The sequence below is a fragment of the Kribbella sp. CWNU-51 genome (assembly GCF_054073265.1).
In genome coordinates this window covers 884,292-902,074 of sequence record NZ_JBSXMZ010000007.1, presented here as the reverse complement: position 1 = coordinate 902,074, position 17,783 = coordinate 884,292, and the positions used below count along the sequence as shown (strand labels likewise).

The 17,783-nt window shown below is 68.2% G+C and carries 16 protein-coding genes; 7 read left to right on the top strand and 9 right to left on the bottom strand.

What is annotated here, in order from left to right; all coding sequences use genetic code 11:
* Nucleotides 1-83: 83 nt before the first annotated feature.
* Together ACXC9Q_RS12860 and ACXC9Q_RS12855 are read left to right on the top strand one after the other, a co-directional pair.
* Nucleotides 84-500 carry an acyl-CoA thioesterase gene (locus ACXC9Q_RS12860; RefSeq protein WP_457056700.1) on the top strand — a complete coding sequence of 139 codons (417 nt, stop codon included), beginning with the start codon at nt 84-86 and terminating at the stop codon, nt 498-500.
* Nucleotides 497-1,603 (top strand): zinc-dependent alcohol dehydrogenase family protein, encoded by a 1,107-nt coding sequence (locus ACXC9Q_RS12855; RefSeq protein WP_457056699.1) that lies wholly within the window; start codon nt 497-499, stop codon nt 1,601-1,603. Before ACXC9Q_RS12860 ends, ACXC9Q_RS12855 begins: the two co-directional genes overlap by 4 nt.
* Here the strand turns inward: ACXC9Q_RS12855 and ACXC9Q_RS12850 are convergent.
* Nucleotides 1,585-2,043: a YciI family protein gene (locus tag ACXC9Q_RS12850; RefSeq protein ID WP_457056698.1), complete on the bottom strand. Its 459-nt coding sequence runs from the start codon at nt 2,041-2,043 to the stop codon at nt 1,585-1,587. The two genes, ACXC9Q_RS12855 and ACXC9Q_RS12850, sit on opposite strands and share 19 nt — an antisense overlap.
* A gap of 158 nt (nt 2,044-2,201) precedes the next feature.
* Between ACXC9Q_RS12850 and ACXC9Q_RS12845 the strand changes: the two genes are divergently transcribed.
* Complete coding sequence (locus tag ACXC9Q_RS12845) at nt 2,202-3,647, top strand: M12 family metallo-peptidase (protein ID WP_457056697.1); 1,446 nt, start codon at nt 2,202-2,204, stop codon at nt 3,645-3,647.
* Between the two features lie 103 nt (nt 3,648-3,750).
* Nucleotides 3,751-5,145, top strand: a complete 1,395-nt coding sequence (locus ACXC9Q_RS12840; protein WP_457056696.1) for a zinc-dependent metalloprotease family protein — start codon at nt 3,751-3,753, stop codon at nt 5,143-5,145.
* Nucleotides 5,146-5,317: 172 nt separating this feature from the next.
* Here the strand turns inward: ACXC9Q_RS12840 and ACXC9Q_RS12835 are convergent, their stop codons facing one another.
* The 8 genes from ACXC9Q_RS12835 to ACXC9Q_RS12800 all read right to left on the bottom strand — a co-directional run bounded on the left by ACXC9Q_RS12835 (nt 5,318) and on the right by ACXC9Q_RS12800 (nt 12,365).
* On the bottom strand, nt 5,318-6,505 hold the full coding sequence (locus ACXC9Q_RS12835) for a M20 metallopeptidase family protein (protein WP_457056695.1): 1,188 nt from the start codon (nt 6,503-6,505) through the stop codon (nt 5,318-5,320).
* 215 nt (nt 6,506-6,720) lie between these two features.
* Nucleotides 6,721-7,815: a hypothetical protein gene (locus tag ACXC9Q_RS12830; RefSeq protein ID WP_457056694.1), complete on the bottom strand. Its 1,095-nt coding sequence runs from the start codon at nt 7,813-7,815 to the stop codon at nt 6,721-6,723.
* A gap of 41 nt (nt 7,816-7,856) precedes the next feature.
* Complete coding sequence (locus tag ACXC9Q_RS12825) at nt 7,857-8,285, bottom strand: hypothetical protein (RefSeq protein WP_457056693.1); 429 nt, start codon at nt 8,283-8,285, stop codon at nt 7,857-7,859.
* 38 nt (nt 8,286-8,323) lie between these two features.
* A complete protein-coding gene (locus ACXC9Q_RS12820; RefSeq protein WP_457056692.1) occupies nt 8,324-9,487 on the bottom strand; it encodes a hypothetical protein in 1,164 nt (387 codons plus the stop codon).
* On the bottom strand, nt 9,484-9,693 hold the full coding sequence (locus ACXC9Q_RS12815; protein WP_457056691.1) for a hypothetical protein: 210 nt from the start codon (nt 9,691-9,693) through the stop codon (nt 9,484-9,486). Before ACXC9Q_RS12815 ends, ACXC9Q_RS12820 begins: the two co-directional genes overlap by 4 nt.
* A 101-nt stretch (nt 9,694-9,794) precedes the next feature.
* A complete protein-coding gene (locus ACXC9Q_RS12810; protein WP_457056690.1) occupies nt 9,795-10,625 on the bottom strand; it encodes a DUF72 domain-containing protein in 831 nt (276 codons plus the stop codon).
* A gap of 79 nt (nt 10,626-10,704) precedes the next feature.
* Entirely contained in the window at nt 10,705-11,784 is a 1,080-nt protein-coding gene (locus ACXC9Q_RS12805) for an inositol-3-phosphate synthase (protein WP_457056689.1), read from the bottom strand.
* Complete coding sequence (locus ACXC9Q_RS12800; protein WP_457056688.1) at nt 11,781-12,365, bottom strand: helix-turn-helix transcriptional regulator; 585 nt, start codon at nt 12,363-12,365, stop codon at nt 11,781-11,783. The genes ACXC9Q_RS12805 and ACXC9Q_RS12800 overlap by 4 nt, the downstream gene beginning before the upstream one ends.
* Nucleotides 12,366-12,579: 214 nt before the next feature.
* On the opposite strand from ACXC9Q_RS12800, the gene ACXC9Q_RS12795 reads away from it, so the two are divergent.
* The 3 genes from ACXC9Q_RS12795 to ACXC9Q_RS12785 all read left to right on the top strand — a co-directional run bounded on the left by ACXC9Q_RS12795 (nt 12,580) and on the right by ACXC9Q_RS12785 (nt 17,740).
* Nucleotides 12,580-14,079, top strand: coding sequence for a short-chain fatty acid transporter (locus tag ACXC9Q_RS12795; RefSeq protein ID WP_457056687.1), 1,500 nt, complete (start codon nt 12,580-12,582; stop codon nt 14,077-14,079).
* 162 nt (nt 14,080-14,241) lie between these two features.
* On the top strand, nt 14,242-16,464 hold the full coding sequence (locus ACXC9Q_RS12790) for a transglycosylase domain-containing protein (protein WP_457056686.1): 2,223 nt from the start codon (nt 14,242-14,244) through the stop codon (nt 16,462-16,464).
* 166 nt (nt 16,465-16,630) lie between these two features.
* Nucleotides 16,631-17,740 carry a mannosyltransferase family protein gene (locus ACXC9Q_RS12785; protein WP_457056685.1) on the top strand — a complete coding sequence of 370 codons (1,110 nt, stop codon included), beginning with the start codon at nt 16,631-16,633 and terminating at the stop codon, nt 17,738-17,740.
* Nucleotides 17,741-17,783 lie beyond the last annotated feature (43 nt).

Genomic DNA, 17,783 nt, shown 5'->3' with positions numbered 1-17,783 from the left:
CCCCCCACCCTACGGCACCGTAAGTTACGGCACCGTAGGTTGTGGGCCGTCGCACAGCCGGGCGCCGCGGCTATGGTGGCCCGATGGATCGGAGTTCCTTCCCGCACTTTCTGGCGATCACGCTGCGGTGGAAGGACAATGACGTCTACGGGCACGTGAACAACGTCGAGTACTACAGCTTCTTCGACACCGTGATCAACGACTTCCTGATCCGGTCCGGCGGACTCGACATCCACGGCGGCGACGTGATCGGGCTGTGTGTGGACTCGCAGTGCACGTTCAAGCAGGCACTGGAGTTTCCGGGCGTCGTCGACGCGGGATTGCGGGCCGCACAGCTGGGTAACTCCAGTGTGCGGTACGAGATCGGCCTGTTCCGGGAGGACTCGGACCTGCCGGCCGCGACCGGGCGGTTCGTGCACGTGTTCGTCAATCGTGCGGACCGCCGCCCGGTGCCGGTCCCCGATCGCATCCGGGAGGCACTCGAAGGGATCACGGGATGATCGTGCGCGGCGCCGTACTGCGGGAGATGCGACTGCCTCGCCCGTACGCCGAGTCGCGGCCGCTGAGCGTGGAAGAGGTCGAGCTGGCCCCGCCCGGCCCGGGTGAGCTGCTGGTCCGGATCCGCGCGGCCGGCCTGTGCCACTCAGACCTGTCGGTGATCGACGGCTCCCGTCCGCGAGTGCTGCCGATGCTCCTCGGCCACGAAGCCACCGGCGAGGTGCTCGAGTCGGCGGCGCCCGGGTTCGCGCCGGGCGACGTGGTCGCCTGCGCCTTCGTCCCCGCCTGCGGTAGCTGCGGCCCCTGCGCCGAAGGCCGAGCCGCCCTCTGCGAGCCGGGTGCCGCGGCAAACACCGCCGGCACCCTCCTCGGCGGCACCCGAAGGCTGAACAGCGTCCACCATCACCTCGGCGTGTCCGGATTCGCGGATCATGCGGTCGTGTCCGCGCATTCGGCGGTGAAGATCGATCCGTCGCTCCCGCCCGAGATCGCGGCGCTGTTCGGGTGCGCGGTGATGACGGGCGTGGGAGCTGTCGTCAACACGGCGCAGGTCAGAGCCGGCCGGAGCGCGGTCGTCTTCGGCCTCGGTGGTGTCGGGCTCTCGGCGCTGCTCGGTGCGGTCCTGGTCGGTGCGCATCCGATCGTCGCGGTCGACGTCGTACCGTCGAAGCTCGAGCTGGCTCGGTCACTCGGCGCCACGGTGACTGTGGACGCTCGGGATGCCGACGCCGTCGAGCAGGTCCGGGCGGCGACCGCGGGCGGAGCCGACTACGGATTCGAGACCGTCGGGAGTGCGAAGGTGCTCGAGCAGGCGTACGCCGCCACCCGCCGGGGTGGGACCACGGTCACGGTGGGGCTGCCGGATCCGTCGCAGTCGTTCAGCGTCCCCGCGGTCAGCCTGGTCGCCGAGGAGCGCACGGTGAAGGGGTCCTACCTCGGCTCGGCGGTGCCGTCGCGTGACATCCCGCGCTATGTCGCGCTGTACCAGGCCGGCCGGCTGCCGGTCGACCGCCTGCTCACCGCGACGGTCGGGCTCGACGAGCTCAACCGGGCCTTCGACGACCTCGCGGCCGGCGCGTCGATCCGTCAGGTATTGCTCTTCTGAAGGTTCTGCGCGGCCTTCAGGAAGGTCTGCTCCTCGCGGGCCCGCGCCTCGGGCGTGAACTCGGCGCCGAAGTCGTCCGGGGTGGCGACCTGCCGGATCTCCAGTCCGGTGCCCCGACCGGTGCCGGCCGGGCCCTCGTCGGCGGCCATGCAGCGCCAGCCCCACTCGAGGGCCTCTTCGCGGGAGGCCACCTCGATCAGGCAGAACCCGGCGATCAGCTCCTTGGTCTCGGCGAACGGGCCGTCGACCACCCGGCGCTTGCCGCCGTCCAGCTGGAGCCGGACGCCGTTCGAGCTGGGCAGTAGCCCGTCGCCGGCCAGCAGGACGCCCTTCTCGGCCATTTCGGCCATCACCAGACCCATTTCGGTCAGGCTCTTCTCACTCGGCATCGCTCCGGCCTCGGATTCCTCGCTGGCCTTGAACACCATCATGAAGCGCATCGGAACCTCCGCAAGTCGGCGTTAAATCCCGAGACGAATCTATACAGCGCGAGGGCCGGTCGGGCAGGCTACCGAAAGTACGTGCCCGCATACGAGATGTGAAGCCGTGCCCGCCCACCGCCCGTGGTCGGTCGGAGTCCCTGAGGAGGACCCCAGCAATGCACACCCGCCCCCGCCGCGTCGGCGCCCTCGTTGGCGCCGGCGCTGTTGTCTTCGGTGCGCTGGCCGTCGTGGCCGGTAACCAGGCCGACGCCCAGCAACCCGCCCCAGCCCCCATCGACCAACTGCTCGGCCAGGAGCTCCAGGGCACGGCCGCCCTGGGCAAGGTCCAGTCGCGACTGTCCGAACTCGCCGGCCGCAACGGTATCCCGGCTGCTCAGCTGGAACAGATCCTGGCCACCGACAAGACCAGTTGGCTGGACCGCGACGGCAAGCTCTTCTACCGCGAACCCGTCGCCGGGACTGCTGCCCGCCGGGCCGCCGCCGCGCCGTCCCCGCGCTGGGCGGCGAAGGCGGTCGCCGCTGCGACCGGTCCGGCCTTCGAGCTGCACAGCAAGCCGGGCTCCAACCGGGTCATCTACCTGGACTTCGACGGCCACACCATCACCGGTACGGCGTGGAACACCGGAGGCAAACCGGCCACGGTGAACGTCTCGGCGTACGACACCGACGGGAACCCGAACAGCTGGAGCACCGCCGAGCAAGACGTCGTCCGTGATGTCTGGGCGCGAGTGTCCGAGGACTATGCGCCATTCGACGTGGACGTGACCACGCAGGAGCCGGCCGCCGCGGCGATCACCCGGTCCGGTGCGTCCGACCAGCAGTACGGCACCCGGGTCCTGATCGACCCGACCACCTGGTACCAGTCCGGCTGCGGATGCGGCGGCGTCGCGTACGTCGGCGTCTACGACAACACCAGCCAGCACTCGTACTACCAACCGGCCCTGGTCTTCACGAAGGGTGTCGGCACCGGTGCGAAGAACATCGCCGAGGCCGCGTCGCACGAGGCGGGTCACAACGTGGGCCTGAGTCACGACGGTACGGCGTCCGTCGGGTACTACGCGGGTCACGGCGCGTGGGCTCCGATCATGGGCGTCGGCTACTCCAAGGCGATCAGCCAGTGGAGCAAGGGCGAGTACTCCGGCGCCAACAACAAGGAAGACGATTTCGCCGTCATCGGCCAGAACGGTCTGGCGCTGCGAGCCGACGACCACGGCAACGGCACCGCCGACGCCACCGCGCTCACCCTCGGCGCCGGCGTGAAGGGCATCTACGCCAACGACTCCGACGTCGACACCTTCCGGATCGACCTGGCGGCCGGCACCTTCACCTTCGCGGCGAACGCGGCCGCGTCCGGCGCGGACCTGGACATCAAGCTCCAGTTGCTGAACTCGGCCGGCACTGTCGTCGCCACCGCGGACCCGGCCGCCGGGCAGTCCAACTCCGCCACTCCGACCGGCCTGAGCGCGAGCATCAGCCGCCAGGTCACCGCAGGTCGTTATTACCTGCGGGTCGAGAACACCGGCTACGGCAACCCGCTGAACACCGGCTACTCGACATACGGCAGCCGCGGCGCCTACACGGTCCGCGTCACGGCCGGCTGAATCACCTGAGCTGTCCGGGGCCGTCGTTCCCACCGAGATCGACGGCCCCGGGCCTTTGGGGGGATCTGCCCGGGGGGATACCGCCCTATCCCTGGAGGACCTTGTGAACAGACTCCGCCGCACCGGTGCACTGACCTGCGCCGGTGCTGTCGTGTTCGGTGCGCTGGCCGTGGTGGCCGGCAACCAGGCCGACGCCCAACAGCCTGCTCCGACCCCGATCGATCGTCCGACCCCGATTGCCCAGCTGCTCGGTGAATCCACGCCCGGTGTCGCCGCGCTCGGCAAGGTGCGGTCCCGCCTGACCGAGGTTGCCGCTGGCAACGGGCTCCCCGTGGCCCAGCTCGAGCGGATCCTGGCCACCGACAAGACCAGCTGGCTGGACGCCGACAGCCGGCTGTTCTTCCGCGAGCCGACTCTCACCGCGACGCAGAAATCGGCTGAAGCGTCTCCCCGCTGGGCCGAGCAAGCAGTTGCCGCTGCGACCGGTCCGGCCTTCGAGCTGCACAGCAAGCCCGGCTCCAACCGCGTGATCTATCTGGACTTCGACGGCCACACCATCACCGGTACGGCGTGGAACGCGTCGAAGGGGATCGATCCGGTGAACGTGTCGCCGTACGACACCGACGGCGATCCGGCGACCTTCAGTACGGCCGAGCAGGACGTCGTACACGAGGTGTGGGCGCGGGTTGCGGAGGACTACGCCACCTTCGACGTGGATGTGACCACCCAGGAACCGCCGCAGTCCGCGATCGACCGGTCCGACGTGTCGGACCAGCAGTACGGAACGCGGGTGCTGATCGACCCGGACACCTGGTACCAGTCCGGTTGTGGATGTGGCGGGGTTGCGTACGTCGGCGTGTACGACAGCACCAGCCAGCACGACTACTACCAGCCGGCGCTGGTGTTCACGAAGGGTGTCGGCACCGGCGCGAAGAATCTGGCCGAGGCCGCTTCCCACGAGGCCGGTCACAACGTCGGCCTGAGCCACGACGGCACGTCCAGCGTGGGCTACTACCAGGGCCACGGCGCCTGGGCTCCGATCATGGGTGTCGGGTACTACCGCGGCATCAGCCAGTGGAGCAAGGGTGAGTACGCCGACGCCAACAACACGGAAGACGACTACGCGGTCGTCGGCACCCACGGCTTGGCTCTGCGCGCCGACGAGGCCGGTGACACCACCGGCGACGCGGCCGCGCTGACCGTCGGCACGCCGGTGTCCGGGGTGATCGCCGCGGAGTCCGACACGGACGTGTACCGCGTCGATGTCGGTGCCGCTGGCAACTACACCGCGACCGCGAGTGCCGCGCCGACCGGCGGTGACCTCGACATCAAGCTGGACCTGCTGGACAGCTCGGGCGCGGTCGTCGCCTCGGCAGACCCGGCCTCGGGTCAGGCCGACGCCGGTACGCCGACCGGCCTCGGCGCGAGTGTTAGCAGCACGCTCCAGGGGGTACGTGCTACATGCGGATCGACAACGTGGGCTACGGCGACCCGCTGAACACCGGCTATTCCACCTACGGCAGCCGCGGCGCCTACACCCTCGGGATCACGCCCTCCTGAACCCTGTGGCTGGCCGGTCTCTGGCGGGCCGGCCAGCCCCAGGCCACCTCAAGCGATCAGGCCACGTCGAGCGGTCAGGTCACGTCGAGCGGTCAGGTCACGTCGAGCGGTCAGGCCGGGATCAGGTGGTTGACCGCCAGCTGAGCGAGCGCCGCGGCCTGGTCGCCGAGCACGACGTCGTCGAAGCGGACCACGCTGGAGTGATTGGACGGCGCGTCGTCCGCGTCGACATCGTCGGGACGCGCACCGAGCATCACGAACGTGCCCGGCACCTCCTGCAACACCATCGAGAAGTCCTCCGACCCCATCAACGGGTTGTCCAGCGGCTGGACCCGCTCCGCACCGAGCAACTGCTGCAGCACCGCCGACGTCTCCGCCGTACGCTCGGCGTCGTTGACCGTCACCGGATACTGCGGGACGAAGTTGGCGTCGACCGTGCAACCGTGGGCCGCCGCGATCTTCTCGGCCAAGCTCGGCAACTCGTGCGACAACTGCTGGAACGTCGCATCCGACAACGTCCGCACGGTCGCGCCGAGCCGGGCCGTGTTCGGGATGACGTTGATCGCGACACCGGCCTCGAGTTGCGTCACCGTGATCACCACTGGGTCGAAGACATTCATCCGCCGCGTCGCATACGTCTGCAACGCCAGCACGAGCTCGGCCACCACGGGCACCGGGTCGATCGTCCTGTCCGGCGACGAACCATGGCCGCCCTTGCCTCGCACGGTGATGTGCAGCTGGTTGGAGCCGGCCATGATCGTCCCGGGCCGCGTCTGGAAGATCCCGCTGGCCTCCTGCGACCAGACATGGATCGCGTACGCCGCGATCGGCTTGTCACCTGTCGCTTCCAGCAGCCCTTCCCGGAGCATGTACCCGGCGCCGCCCAGACCTTCCTCACCCGGCTGGAACATGAAGAGCACGTTCCCGTGCAGCTCCTCGCGATGAGCGCTCAGCAGCTGAGCCGCACCCACCAGGCCGGCGGTGTGCAGATCGTGGCCGCAGGCATGCATGTTCCCGTTCCCGGAGGCGTAGTCGAGGTCCGTCTCCTCGACCACCGGCAGCGCGTCCATGTCACCCCGCAACAACACCGTCGGCCCCGACTGCCCACCCCGCAGGACGCCGACCACCGAGGTCAGCTCCTTCCCGGTGCTGACCTCCAACGGCAACCCGGCCACCGCGTCGAGCACCATCGCCTGCGTCTTAGGCAACTGCAGCCCGACCTCAGGAATCCGATGCAACTCCCGCCGCAACTCCAGCAGCCCAGGCGCGACTCCCGCACCCTCCGCGACCAGATCCACCACAACTCCCTCCACCAAGCTCCGCACAATCCGCAACAACAACATCCGAACCCGCCGCCCGCAGCACGGCCGTCACACCACCACGCCGAGCGGCGCTACACCGCCGGCCGCAGCTCCGCAACAGCTCTCGCCTTCACGGCCTTCCGCCGCTCACCACACCCACCACGCTTTCAACCTTCCCGCCGCTTGCCGCAGCCGCCGCCGCGTTCCGCCGCTCACCACAGCCACCACCGCTTTCGGCCTTCCCGCCGCTTGCCGCGGCCGCCGCCGCGTTCAGCCGCTCGCCGCAGCTGGCTGCGGTGTCTGCGCCAACGCCCGCCACCGTACCCGCACCACCGGACCGTCAGTCCCCCCAGCACGTGGGGCCTTCGGTCCGGCCTGCCGGTGGCGCCGGGTTCGTTGGGGCGGGTGTCCCGGACGGGAGCGCCGTGCTGAGGCTTCCGCAGCGGTGGGCTCGCCCCGAGACCGGCGTCCAGGCTGCGGCGGAGCTCATGGTTGGCCGACCAGTACTCAGCGATCTCGCGGACCTCCGCGTCCGCATCGAGGCTCGCCCGAGTGCCGGCCAGCGCGGACATGCGAACATCCAACGGATCCTCCGGATCGAAGTCGCGGATCTTCGCGAACGGTGGCCGCATCGCCGCCTCGATGCGGTTGAGCGCCGCAGCTTTCGCAGCCTCTGGAACCACCTCGGACAGCTTGTGCGCGTCGTACAGCAACTGCGCGGCGACCCGGAACTTGTTCTCGGGGTTCACCACCGTCAGCCGGCGAATCACCTCCCGAGCGGACAGTTCCGCGCTGTCCGCCACAGCTTGACCGAACACCTCGACGGCGGGCACGTACTGCCCGTACGCACGCCCCGTCCGTACGCCGGTGATGCCCGGCGCGATCGCCTCCAGATCGAGTTCGTCGATGTAGTCGTCGAGAGCGTCCTGCGTCGCGAGCTCGGTGGTGGCCTCCTCGAGAACCATGTTCGACGGCTCCTGATACGCGTCGACGGCCATCCCGTACGACGTACCCGCCGCGGCGAGCAGGTGGATGTTCTCGTGAAACACGACCCGCAGTGCCTCGCGATACTGCCGCAGCGTCTCCTCGTCATGCCGCTGCCCGGCCCGGTCGAACATGTCCTGCAGCACCGCGACGACATGCTGCGGGTGGTACTCGATCGTGTGGTCCCACCGCACCAGCCCGCGCCGTTTGTCATCCGCGGCGAGCAACTCGTACGACTTGTTCCACGACGAGTGATGCGCTCCCAGAACCCTCACCGCGGCCTGGGCCTGCGCGGCCATCAGTTGCGGAAAGCTACTGACCACCGCTCACCGCCTTCACCGGCACGCCAGCCACTTCCGCGGGTTCAGCGGTCGGGGGAGGGCGGTGGGGTCAGCCGCAGGGACTCGAGGAGGATGGAGAGTGGCTCGTTCAGATCGAGGATGCGGGGGTGGTCGGCGGGTGAGGCCGCGTCGGCGATCCGCCCGATCTCTGCGATGGCAGAGCTGAGGCGCTCGATCCGCTCGGCTGGAGTGCCGTCCGCGGATTGGGCTCGGGACTGCACGCGAATGGCCTCGGCCAGCTCGTCGGACAGTGGTGGCGGTTGGTAGCTCAGGGCCCGCTCGAGCGACGTTAGGTGTGATCCCGCGAGCTTCCGATCCGCCGCTGGCTCGACCAAAGGCGCCAACGCTCGCAACCGGTCCACCTCAGCAGCCAACGTCGCCTCGTCCAGCGATCTGGCCATCGCCGCGTCCAGCACCCGGCTGAGCTCCACGTCGAACGCGTCGTAGTCCATTCCCTCAGTATCCCGTCCCGCCGATCTCTCCCGCCGCGTCATCCCACGCCAGGGTGCCGTCCCCGCGAGCCAGGAGACCGCCGCTGAGCCGTCGGTACGCCGGCCGTTGTCGGAGGTGCTGTGGAGTGCACGGTTGGGGCGTCGGCGGGAATCGGCCGAGGCGGGCAGATGCCGGACAGCGCCGCCTGGAAGGCGTGCGGATCGGACTGAGCTGCGCCGTGCCCAGCTACGACCGAGGAGGGAGTCGGTACGGCGAGCCTGGTGGGTGGTGGCGGGGTGTGATGCGGCGGTGAGCCTGCCGGGGATATGCGGCCGGGGGTGGACGGCGGAGGGAGGGTGCAGGCGGTGGGGTGGAAGGTGTAGGCGGATTCGGCGGTCTGGATCTCCTGGTGGAGGTGGTGGAGGAGTTCGCCGGCGGTGGAGTGGGACTTGGCGGCGGCGAAGCCGGGTCGGTGGAGTTCGAAGTTGTCGAGGTGGCCCAGACCCGTGCGGAGAATGGATTCGAGGTGGTGGCGAGTGTCGGCACCGGCGAGCTCCAGGTCCGGTAAGCGGGTGGAGTTGTAGACGAGGCTGACGAGGAGGGGGAACTGGCCGGCGGCGGTTTCGCGGTTGAGGACGTCGAGGACCTGGCCGGGGCTGAGGTCGTTGCGGATCTCGAGGTCGGTGGCGAGCCTGCGGACGGCGGGGACGAAGGCGGCGTAGTACCCGCCGGCCTGGACGTCTTCGATGCCGGGGGCAACCTTGTCGATACCGAGCCGGGTCAGGTAGTCGTCGAGGTGGTCCTGAGCCCAGGCCTCCGCCACGCCTTCCTCCAACTGGCGGCCGCCAGGTTGGGTGAACGCATCTCGAGCGGCGTCCTGCGATGCGCCGGCCGGGCCCAGGAAGTGGGCGTGCTCATGCAGCAACGTGGCCAGGGATTCGCGGTAGTGGACGAGCATCGGGATCGGCTGCTCCTCGCCGGCATGCTCGTACATCCGCTGCAGTGGATCGAGGATGCACTCCCGGTCGAGATACAGCGTGCCGTCCCAGTGCGCGAGCCCGAGGATGCTGCCGGTCGTCTCGATCACGCGACCGCTCCACGCGGACTGGTCCGCCCCGGAGAGCTCGAGCGCCACCTGACCGCTCCGGGCCAGGAGTTCGTCCACGGACCTCGGGGCAGTCAGGATCGGATCACGACGCACCGCACGCGCGGTGGCAATCATGAGCGGAACGCGATCGCGAGCCGGACCAGGGAGTCCGCGGTTCGCCGCAGGCTGGCCTGTTCGTGAGGATCGTCGGCCGTGGCGGCGAGCCGGCCGAGCTCGGTGATGAGCCAGTCGGACCGCGCCTGCCGCTCCGCGCGGGTAGAGCGTGGCGAGGCGGTATCGTCCGGCGTGGGCTGCGGTGGGGTGTACTGCGAATGCTCCATGATTCGTCCTCCCGAGGTTGATCTCGGCGGAGAACATATGGAGATCGACCCGCACCCGGGCGGACGACTTTTCAGCTGTGGATAACTAGAGCTGTGGATAACTAGAAGAGCGTGGGTGGCTCGACCTCCACCGGCGACGGCAGCGGCTCGAGGCCGGGGACGAGGGCACGGACGTCCGCGTGGAAACGGCGGGCCAGGTTCAGTGCTTCGGCGTTGTCCGGAGTGTGCAGGAAGATCGTCGGTGAGCGGCCCTCGGCGAGCCAGGTCGTGACCAGCTCGACCAGGTAGTCCCAGCCCTCGACTGTCTCCGCGACGGAGTCGCGGCCGATGTACCGAACGATGGGGTGAGCGGTCAGGGCTCGCGTGCGGCGGGCGACCCGGGGCTTCTTCATCCACGCGTCACGTTCGGCGTAGCTGGTGGGGCGGCGACCGAAGAGGGTGCCGGTGTCGAACGGAATCCACTCCGCGCCGACGCGACCAAGGACCTGTTCGAGCAAACCGGCGGACCGGGCATCGTCGAAGAACGCCGGGTGCCGGACCTCAACGGCGTACCGATAGTTGCGCGGCGCGTGGTGCAGGAAGGCTGCCAGGCTGCCGAGGTCAGTCGGAGCGAAGGACGCGGGCAACTGGATCCACAGCGCGTGGTTGCGGTCGGCCAGTGGCTCGATTGCGGACAGGAAAGCGCGCAGCTCCACCTCGACACCCGAGAGACGGCGTTCGTGGCTGATCAGCTGTGGCAGCTTCACTACGAAGCGGAAGTCCGGCGGCGTCTGCCCGGCCCACTTCTCGACGGTTGAGCGGGCCGGAGTGGCATAGAAGGTGGTGTTGCTCTCGACCGCGTTGCACCACGAGGCGTACGCGCGGAGTTTCTCCCGGCCCGGTTGCGGCCAGCCCGGGTGGGTCCACTGGGCACATCCCACATGCAACCGCACCGAACAAACCTACAGAACGGCGCGGGAGCCGGCCCACTGGCCGACTCCCGCAAGCACCGCTGCAACAGGTGGTGCCAGCTCAGCGCTCGACCTCGCCGCGGATGAACTTCTCCACCAGGTCGCGGCAGACGTCGTCGGCGTACTGCTCCGGCGGCGACTTCATGAAGTACGACGAGGCCGACAGGATCGGGCCGCCGATGCCACGGTCCTTGGCGATCTTGGCCGCGCGGATCGCGTCGATGATGATGCCGGCCGAGTTCGGCGAGTCCCACACCTCGAGCTTGTACTCCAGCGACAGCGGGACGTCGCCGAAGTTGCGGCCCTCGAGCCGGATGAACGCCCACTTGCGGTCGTCCAGCCAGGCCACGTAGTCGGACGGGCCGATGTGCACGTTGCGGTCGTCGATCTCGTCCCGCAGCTGCGAGGTGACGGACTGGGTCTTGCTGATCTTCTTGGACTCCAGCCGGTCGCGCTCGAGCATGTTCTTGAAGTCCATGTTGCCGCCGACGTTCAGCTGGTAGGTCCGGTCGACGGTGACGCCGCGGTCCTCGAACAGCTTGGTCAGCACCCGATGCGTGATGGTCGCGCCGATCTGAGACTTGATGTCGTCACCGACGATCGGCACGCCGGCCGCGGTGAACTTGTCCGCCCACTCCTTGGTGCCGGCGATGAAGACGGGCAGCGCGTTGACGAACGCGACACCCGCGTCGATCGCGCACTGGGCGTAGAACTTGGCGGCCTGCTCCGAACCCACCGGCAGGTAGCAGACGAGGACGTCGACGGCCGCCTCCCGCAGCGCGGCGACCACGTCGGCCGGCTCGGCGTCGGACTCGGTGATGGTCTCGCGGTAGTACTTGCCGAGGCCGTCGAGCGTGTGGCCACGCTGCACCGTGATGCCGGTCGGCGGCACGTCGGCGATCTTGATGGTGTTGTTCTCGCTGGCGCCGATCGCGTCGGCGAGGTCCAGGCCGACCTTCTTCGCGTCGACGTCGAAGGCGGCGACGAACTGCACGTCGCGGACGTGGTAGTCGCCGAACACGACGTGCATCAGACCGGGGACGCGCTCGTCGGCCTTCGCGTCGCGGTAGTAGTGCACGCCCTGGACGAGCGAGCTGGCGCAGTTGCCGACACCGACGATCGCTACGCGGATCGAGGTCATCTGGAATCTCCTTGGATAGGCGGTTGGTGCAGGTCAGGGGGCCGCTGTTGACGCCGCTCGCCGTCGATCAGTTCGTTCAGCCAGCGGACCTCGCGCTCGGCCGACTCCAGGCCGTGCCGTTGCAGCTCGAGGGTGTAGGCGTCGACCCGCTCCGCGGTCCGGCTCATCGCGGCCCGGAAGTTGGCCAGCCGCTCCTCCATCCGGGCCCTGCGGCCCTCGAGGATGCGCAACCGGGTGGCCGGATCGGTCCGGCCGAAGAACGAGAACCGGACGCCGAAGGTGTCGTCCTCCCACGCCGACGGACCAGCATCGTGCATCGCGTGCGCGAAGTAGTCCTTGCCGTCGGCAGTGATCGTGTAGACGATCTTCGGCCGGCGACCCGACTCCGCCGTTCCGGAGTCGGCCGTGATCAGGCCGTTGCGGAGCATCGCCTTCAGACACGGGTAGAGCGATCCGAACGACAGCACGCGCCCCCAGCCGAACTGGGCGTTGACGCGCTTGCGGAGCTCGTAACCGTGCATCGGCGCTTCGTGCAGCAGACCGAGTACGGCGAGCTCCAGGACCCCACTGCGGTTTCCCATGACCCACCTCCCTCGGCCTAGTTTGTCATGACCTGATGTATCGGTTCGATACATCGTGCCGCCATGGTAAGCACAGCCGAGGACTGTGGACAACTCTTGACAAAGCCGGGCTTTGTCAGCTTGATCACGCGGCGCGCCCGGAAACCTGTTACGTCAGGCGCCGATCTGCGTTAATCGTCTGACACACAGAGTCGCCGTCCAGGAGCGGAGGGTCATGACCGATAGCCATGGGAGGCACACGAAGCTCGACGTCCAAGGCGATGCGGCCGGCGGAGGTCCGCTGGCCCGGACCGCGCTGCGGTTCACCGCGGTCACTGAGAAGTGGCTGCCGGACGCGTTCGGATTCGTCCTGGTCGGCACCTTCGTCGTCCTGCTTTTCGGGCTCGCCACCGGTGAGCCGCTGCTGAAGCCGCCGGACGATCCGGCCGCGACCAAGGGCTACGGCCTGGTCGATGCCTGGGGCCTCGGCTTCTGGTCGCTGATCACGTTCACGCTGCAGATGACGATGATCATCATCGGTGGGTACGCCGTCGCGACCAGCCGGCCGGTCGCCCGGTTGATCGCTCGACTGGCCAGGATCCCGCAGAGTCCGCGGACCGCGGTCGCCTTCGTCGCCGCGATCTCGATGCTGGCGTCGTACCTGAACTGGGCGTTCAGTCTGATCTTCGCCGCGATCCTGGCGCGTGAGGTGGCGCGCAACGTTCCGAGGGCGGACTACCGCGCGCTGGGAGCGATGGCGTTCCTGGGGCTCGGCACTGTGTGGGCGCAGGGCCTGTCGGGCTCGGCCGCGTTGCAGGTGGCCAGTGCGAGCAGCAGTCCCGCGCCGGTCCAGGAAGTCATCAGGACAAGCGGCTACCCCGGTGGTGTGATCCCGCTCAGCGACACGATCTTCACCTGGCAGGCGATCGTGGCGACCCTCATCGTGTACGTCGTCGGAGTCGGGACGGCGTGGTTCATCGCACCGGGCGGGGACACCTCACGGACCGCCGAGCACCTCGGCATCGAGCTCCGGCCGCTCATCGGTCGCGGATCGGCGTACAACGGGCAACGGGACGAAGGAGTGACGCGGCGGCCGGGGGACTGGCTCGAGCACTCCCCGCTGTTCAGTCTGCTGATCGTTCTGCTCGGTGCGACCTATCTGGTCCGCTACTTCAGTGGGAAGAGCTTCTTCAACGCACTCGACCTCAACACGGTCAACCTGATCCTGTTCCTGCTCGCACTGCTCCTGCACTGGCGGCCGTGGCGGATGGCCCGGGCTGTGCGCGACGGTGCGCCCGCGGCGGCCGGCGTACTGCTGCAGTTCCCTTTGTACGGCGGCATCTTCGGCATGATCGCGTACACCGGGATCTCGGCCCGGCTGGCCGGGTGGATGGTGCAGGCGAGCAGTCAGTTCCTGTTCCCGCCGCTAGTGGCGATCTACTCGTGCCTCCTCGGCATCTTCGTGCCGAGTGGTGGCAGCAAGTGGGTGATCGAGGCGCCGTACGTGCTGCAGGCCGCCAATGAACTCAAGGTGGACGCGGGCTGGATGGTCGTGGTCTACGACCTCGGGGAGGCGAGCGCCAACCTGCTGCAGCCGTTCTGGATGTTGCCGACGCTCGCCATCCTCGGTCTGAAGGCCCGCGACATCATGGGCTACACGTTCACCATGTTCCTCGCCTGCTTCCCGGCTGCCCTGATCGCCGTGACTTTGCTCGCACCGCACGTGACGGGGTAACCGCTTGCCGGGTCCGTTGGAAAGATCCTCGTAAGGCTGTATCCAGCCGAATCGTGACTGACCGCGCAGGCTTGCTACCATCCGGAGCGGATTCGGGCCCGTTACCACACCCACCGTAGCCTGTGGGGCAATGACTTCAGCGAGATCGTCGAGGATTGCACTGTGAGTGAAGCTCGTAGAAAGGCCGTCAAACCCGCGCGCGCCAAGAAGCATTGGGCGCTGCGGGTCCTCGGCTGGCTGACCGCGCTCTTCTTCCTCGGCATCATCGGCGCGGTCGCGACCTTCTTCATCGTCTACCAGACGACGAAGATCCCGGACCCGAACAAGGAGTTCGCGACCAACACGACGACGGTGACCTGGGACAACGGGTCGCGGGCGCTGGGCACCTTCTACGAGCAGAACCGGCACACCGTGCCCTTGGCCCAGATCCCCAAGCACGTGCAGGACGCGGTGATCGCGGCGGAGGACCGCACCTTCTGGACCAACCCCGGTATCTCGCCGTCCGGCATGGCCCGCGCGGCGTGGAACATCGCCAACGGCGAGCAGCTCCAGGGTGGCTCGACGATCACGCAGCAGTACGTGAAGATCATGTACCTGACCCAGGAGCGGACCGTCTCCCGGAAGTTCCAGGAACTGTTCATCGCGACGAAGCTCAGCCGGCAGCAGGACAAGAGCAAGACGCTCGAGGGCTACCTCAACACCATCTACTTCGGTGAGGGCGCCTACGGCATCTCCGCCGCGGGCGATGCGTACTTCAGCCAGCCGGATCCGCGGAAGCTCTCCGTTCAGCAGGCGGCCTTCCTTGCGACGGTGCTGAACAACCCGACACTGTTCGACATCGACGATCCGGACCCCCGGACCAAGAAGCGGATCGTCGAGCGGTACCACTACGTTCTCGACGGCATGCGCCTCAACGGCACGATCACCGACGCGCAGGCGATCACGTTCGGCAACAAGCTGCCGGAGATCAAGAAGAAGTCGAAGAGCAACCGCTACAAGGGTTCGGCCGGCTTCCTGCTCGACATGGCTCGCAAGGAGCTGCTGCAGCGGGGATTCGACGAGGATCAGATCAGTGGCGGTGGCCTCAAGGTGGTCACGACCTTCAACTACGACAAGCAGAAGCAGATCGTCGCCGCGGCGGAGGAGGAGTTGCCGAAGAAGCGCGACAACCTGCACGTCGGGATGGCTTCGGTGACGCCGGGCACCGGGCAGCTCGTCGCCATGTACGGCGGACCGAACTACCTGAAGAGCCAGTTGAACTGGGCGACGCTGAAGGCCAGGCCGGGGTCGGGGTTCAAGCCATTCGCGCTGGCCGCTGCGTTGCAGGACGAGAAGTCGATCTGGGACACCCTCCAGGGTGACAGCCCGATCGAGATCCAGGGCCAGGAGCTCAACAACGAGTTCGACCAGGACTATGGCGATGTCACCCTGCTGAAGGCGACTGAGCAGTCGATCAACACCGCGTTCTACGACCTCGTCGACAACAAGATGGACAAAGGTCCGGACAAGCTCGTCAACGCGGCCGAGGCCGCGGGGATCCCGAAGACCAAGGCACTCGAGATCGGACGGAACAACCCGTCCACGGTGCTCGGTCCGGACCCGTACGCATCGCCGGTCGACATGGCGAACGCCTACGCGACCTTCGCCGCCGACGGCATGTACTACCCGCTGCACACGATCAAGCAGGTCATCGGTCCGGACGGCAAGGTGCTCTGGAGCGAGAAGAGCCTGGACAAGCAGAAGAAGCAGGCTTTCACCCCGGAGATCGCCCGCATGGTCAACTTCGCTCTGCAGGACGTGGTGGAGAAGGGCACTGGTGTGGACGCCAAGGAGCTCGACCGTGCGGTGGCCGGCAAGACCGGTACGGCGGGTGGCGTCGGGGTCGAGCACCGGAAGGCGAACGCCGCGTGCGACGGCTGCAAGGACGGCGCCGACACGCTGACCTCCTGGTGGACCGCCTACACGCCCCAACTGTCCACATCGGTCCTGTATCGCGCCGGCACGACCGGTGAGTCCGACCTCGACCCCTACTCGACCGACAAGGCGTTCTTCGGTGGTGGCTGGCCGCTGCAGACGTGGCTGGCCTTCATGAAGCCGGCCCTCGAAGGTGTGCCCGCCGCGGACTTCACGGAGCCGAGCGAAGACGTGATGAAGGACAGTCCGACTCCGACGTTCACGCCGCCGACGAACACGCCGACCATCACCCCGTCGAGCCCTCCTCCGAGCACGCCGCCGACGAACACCCCGAGCAACCCGCCCTCGAACACCCCGAGCAGCACCCCGACCAGGACGAAGCCGACGAGGACGCCAGGCTGGCCGACGCTGCCGACCGGTGGACCGACGGCACCCAGTAATACCCCGAAGAATCCCGGCGGCGGTCAGTAGTTTTCGGCCGATCGTCCCGGGATGGGAGACGATAGGCGGGTGACTCGGGCTCGGGTGGGTTTTCGCATGCGGTGCTGTCGTGTTTGAGCGATCGGCTCCCGCTGAGGAGCCGAAGCCTGGGCGCGCGCGGCGGGCGCGGGTCGAAGGGGTGGGCTGGCAGCGATGGATGCCGACGGCGCAGACGCGGGAGGTGCTCGGATGGTGGTTGGTCACCCGGGCCGCACTGTTCCTGTTGTCGATCTCGGCGCCGCTGCTGTTCAACCGGGGAACTGACTACCCGAACGTCTGGCGCGCCTGGCTGCAGTGGGATGTCTGGCATCTGAACGCGGTCGCCGAGTTCGGGTACAACCACGGCGAGCCGTCCGGTGCACCGCTGGCGGCGTTCTTCCCCGGGTTCCCGGTGCTGGTGCGGATCGTCAGTTGGACCGGGATCGGTTACGTTGCCGCGGGCATCGTCGTGTCCGCGGTCGCGAGTGCGGTGGCGGGCGTGTACCTCGCGCGACTCGCGCAGTACCAGTTCCCGGAGCTCAAGGGGATCGGGCCGAACGCGGCGATGATCTGGTACTGCGCTCCCGTCGGTGTCTTCCTGGCTGCCGGGTACACGGAGGCGCTGTTCTGCGCGTTCGCGTTCCCCGGCTGGCTGGCGGCGCGGCAGGGTCGATGGGGCCGCGCCGCGATCTTCGTCGCGCTCGCGGCGACCGTGCGGGTGTCCGGGATCTTCCTGGCCTTCGCGTTGGTGGTCGAGTTCATCACCTCGAAGAAGCGGGACTGGCTGTCGCTCCCGTGGCTGGCGCTGCCGGCGGTCCCGGTGCTCGGCTTCATGGCGTACCTGAAGCAGATCCACGGCTCGTGGTTCGCCTGGCAGCAGGCGCAGGAGAAGGGCTGGGCGCGCGAGTTCACCTGGCCGTGGACCTCGTTGATGCACACGTTCGAGGCCGCGAGCAAGGGCCACTTCGCGGCCGAACGCAGCGACTGGACGTGGATGTTCCGGGCCGAGCTGGTCGCCCTCGTCGTCGGCCTACTGCTCCTCGCCTGGCTGCTCTGGCGCCGATCCTGGGGCGAGGCGGCCTGGGTCGCGGCCACGGTCGCAGCGTTCTGTACGTCGTTCTGGATCTACTCGCTCACCCGGGCGACCCTGCTCTGGTGGCCGCTGTGGATCGGCCTCGCCGTCATGGCCCGCCGAAAACCGTGGCTCGGCCGCCTCTATCTCGCCCTCGCGATACCGCTGGCCGCGATCTGGGCAGCGGGATTCTTCACCGGCCGCTGGTCCGGCTGAGTAGTTCTGCTCAGGTACGGCGTCCCGTCGCGCACTTAGCGTG